2 protein-coding genes and 1 pseudogene are annotated in these 3,657 nt (G+C 69.4%); 1 reads left to right on the plus strand and 2 read right to left on the minus strand.

Annotated features, from left to right (window positions below):
* A partial coding sequence (locus H4N64_RS43880; protein ID WP_336246983.1) for a glyceraldehyde 3-phosphate dehydrogenase NAD-binding domain-containing protein occupies positions 1-820 on the minus strand: 820 nt, incomplete at its 3' end.
* Between the two features lie 296 nt (positions 821-1,116).
* Between H4N64_RS43880 and H4N64_RS43885 the strand changes: the two genes are divergently transcribed.
* Entirely contained in the window at positions 1,117-3,015 is a 1,899-nt protein-coding gene (locus tag H4N64_RS43885; protein ID WP_186288221.1) for a DUF1996 domain-containing protein, read from the plus strand.
* Positions 3,016-3,063: 48 nt separating this feature from the next.
* On the opposite strand, the pseudogene H4N64_RS43890 reads toward H4N64_RS43885, so the two are convergent.
* Positions 3,064-3,498 (minus strand): annotated as a pseudogene (locus H4N64_RS43890) (TauD/TfdA dioxygenase family protein); the annotation flags it as partial.
* Positions 3,499-3,657: the final 159 nt, after the last annotated feature.

The following is a 3,657-nucleotide window of genomic DNA, read 5'->3' on the forward strand; positions in this document are numbered from 1 at the left end:
GGTTGACGCCGTGCACGATGTTCGGGACGTCGCCCTTGCCGGGCGCGGTCAGGACGACCTTGTCGATGCCGGGGCGCAGGTGCTGCGAAAGGCCCTCGCGGTCCCGCCACTTGCCGGTGTTGTCGATGAGGATGGCGTCGTTGATGCCGTACTGCGTGTAGTCGACCTCGGAGGGGTCGTTGGCGTAGATCACCTTGATGGCGTTGCCGTTGGCGAAGATCGTGCCGGACTCCTCGTCCACCGTGATCGTGCCCTGGAACTGGCCGTGGATGGAGTCGCGGCGCAGCAGCGAGGCCCGCTTGACCAGGTCCTGGTCGCCACCGCCGCGCACGACGATGGCGCGCAGCCGCAGCCCGTTGCCCGAGCCCGCCTTCTCGATCAGCAGCCGGGCGACGAGGCGGCCGATGCGCCCGAAGCCGTAGAGGACGACATCACGACCGACGCCGCGCTCGATCTTGTTGGCACCCGTGGCGCCGGCGACGGCCTCCGCGGTGAACTCCGCCACGGACAGACCGCGGTCGTCGGACTTGTACGTCGCGGCGAGCATGCCGATGTCGATCTGGGACGGGCCGAGGTCGAGCGTGGTGAGCGCCTGCAGGAAGGGCAGCGTCTCGGTGACCGACAGTTCCTCGCCCGCGATCTGGCGCGCGAACCGGTGGGTCTTCAGGATGCTGACCACCGACTTGTTCACCAAGGAGCGGCTGTGCAGCAGGACCGTCACGTCCCGCTCGCGGTGCAGCTTCCCGATGATTGGGATCATCGACTCCGCGATCTCCTCGCGGTTCTTCCAGTTGGTGAACGAGTCGTCGTTGACAGTCACAGAAGTCTCTTTCGAGCTAGGCGGTGCTCATATGCTAACCCGCCTGTTCGAAGGGCCATGGCCGGGGTCCCCGCTTGGGGGAGCGGCCAGGCGCTTACAAGCGGAAACAATAGTTGTGGGCGCGGGCCAAATGCGTTTGTGGTTGTGTGCGACCATTCGGCCCGGGTGCCGTGACCTGGCGTTCCCTGAGAGGTTCGTATGAATCCGTGGGGCGCTTGAACAAGGCGGGGCCGAGGTCCGTATGGGGCGAGGGATTTGTATGTCCGCTCGCCCTCCACGAACGTAGGAGTACTGCCTTGAGACGCAATACGCGCAGGCGCCCGACCGGCCCACGACGAGCGACCTTCGCCGCGGTCGCGCTCATCCTGGGTGGCGGCGGACTGGTGACGACCAACATCTACGCCTCGGCGACCGAGGGCGGCGACGGCACATCGGCCCAGCAGAACGGCGGGGCCACCATCGACTGTCCCGATGTGGGTGCCGAGTTGACCGAGGTTCCGGACGCGGCCAGGACGGACGTCGACAACGAACTCGCCGCCCTGGACGGCCAGATAGCCGAGGCCTACCAGCAACTACGGGCGGCGACACCGGAACAGCGGCAGGACACCGGCTTCACCGACGGCTCGATCATGAACCCGCTGGAGGAGAAGCGGGGCGCGACGATCGAGCGGATCGCCGTCGCGATCGGAAACGCGGGGCAGCGCCCCGAGGGGCTCGAAGCGCTGGCGGGTTGCGAACTGAGCGTCCCCGAAGAGCAGCCGGAGGGTGGCCAGGGCGGAAACGGTCCCGTTGCCGCCGACTTCGCCGACATCACCACGATCCAGCCGAACGTCCAGGCCCCGGCCGCCCAAGAGGGCGCCTCCCGCGGCACCTTCACCAGCAGCTGCGGAGTCAACGAGAACGGCCTGTTCAACTCCGACAACGTCATCGTCGCCCCGGGCGTCTCCAACGGCGCCCATCACTTCCACGACTACATCGGCAATCAGGCCAACGACGCCTTCGCCAGCGACGAGGACCTGGCCGCCGCCGACACCAGCTGTGAGAACCAGGGCGACAAGTCCTCGTACTACTGGCCCGTCCTGCGCCTGCAGAACGGCACCCAGGAACAGGACGCCGACGCCCCCGGCGGCGGCATCGAGGGCAACGCCGGTGAGATCGTCACGCCCAAGGAGGTCACACTGACCTTCCAGGGCAGCCCGACCGGCGACGTGACCGCCATGCCCCGACTGCTGCGCATCATCACCGGCGACGCCAAGGCCTTCGTCAACGGCACGGCCAACGCCAACGCGTCATGGAGCTGCACCGGCTTCGAGGACCGGCAGTTGAAGGACAAGTACCCGCTGTGTCCCGAAGGCAGCGACGTCGTCCGTACGTTCAAGTTCCAGAGCTGCTGGGACGGCCGCAACATCGACAGCGCCAACCACCGCACCCACGTGGCGTTCGCGGCGGCCGACGGCTCCTGCCCGGGCGGCTTCCAGGCCATCCCGCAACTGGTCCAGCGGATCGTCTACGACGTGGACGCCCCGAGCCTGGACGACGGCGGCCGTACGAATCCGCTCTTCGCGGTCGACTCCTTCCCGGAGCAGCTGCACAAGCCGGTCACGGACCACGGGGACTTCATCAACGTCTTCGACGAGGACCTGATGCGGGAGATGGTCGACTGCATCAACGAGGGCCGGCAGTGCGACGGCGGTGCGCTGCCGGAGGAGCCCCAGCAGCCGGAAGAGCCGCAGCAGCCTGAGGAGCCCCAGGAGCCCGAGCAGTCGCAGCAGCCGGGAGAGCCCCAGGAGCCCGAGCAGCCCGAGGAGCCGCAGAACCCGGAGCCGTCCGGTGACGACGGTGGACAGACGGAGCCCGCGACCGAGGCGCCGCCGGCCGCCACTCCGAGCACCGAGGACCCGGCGGACGACACCCCGACCGCCGACGCCCCCGCCGACCGGCCGAAGACCTACGCCACCCCGTCCCCGACCCCTACCGCCGAGGCCCCGGCCGAAGAGGTCGGAACGGCGACGGCCACGCCGACCCAGTCCCAGGCCGCCGTCGGCGCCGACCAGTCCCAGGCGAACGGCACCGCGCCGCAGACGGTGGGCGGCAGCCTCGCCGACACCGGCGCGAAGCTGTGGCCGGCAGCGGCCGGATCGGTCCTGGTCATCGCCGGCATCGTGCTGCTGCGCCGCATCGGACGCCGCGCATGAGTGACGGCCGCCGGGCGGGGGACGCTGTCCTCGCCCGGCGGCCGGCTCTCATGCCGTGGCCGGCGTGTAGTGGGAGGCGTCGTCGCCCTCGACGGCATGGCTGAGGGTGCCGTCGACTCCCGCGGGGACATCGCCGGCGACGGTCACGCGGTGCAGCAGGCGCGGCAGGTCGCCGAAGTCGTCGGGGGCGTAGTGCTGGGTGATGCGGTTGTCGAACAGCACGAGGTCGCCAGGCTGCCAGGCCACCCGCACGATGTTCTCCGGACGGGTGACGTACGACTGGAACAGCCGCAGCAGGTCCCGGGAGTCGGACGGGCCGAGCCCGACGATGCTCTGGGCGAACCCGCCGATGAACAGCCCCCGTTCCCCGGTCTCGGGGTGGACGCGGACCACTGGGTGGGCGGTGCGGTACTTCCGGGAGACGAACCGCCTGCGGTGCTCGGCGGCCTTCTCGCTCTTCGGGGCGGCGTAGTCGTAGTCGTTGGGCGACGTACTCGGTGTGGATGTTCGGCTCGAACATCAGCGGCCAGACGGTCACATCGGCGATGAGCGCGTGGACGGCCGGCGCTGGCGCCGCGATCCGGGTGGTGTGGACGGTGTTCGGCATGCCGGTCGGTCCCCTCGGTGTCGGTGAGAGCCTGT

The organism is Streptomyces cupreus, from assembly GCF_014257025.1.
In the GTDB taxonomy this organism is placed as follows: Bacteria; Actinomycetota; Actinomycetes; order Streptomycetales; family Streptomycetaceae; genus Streptomyces; species Streptomyces cupreus.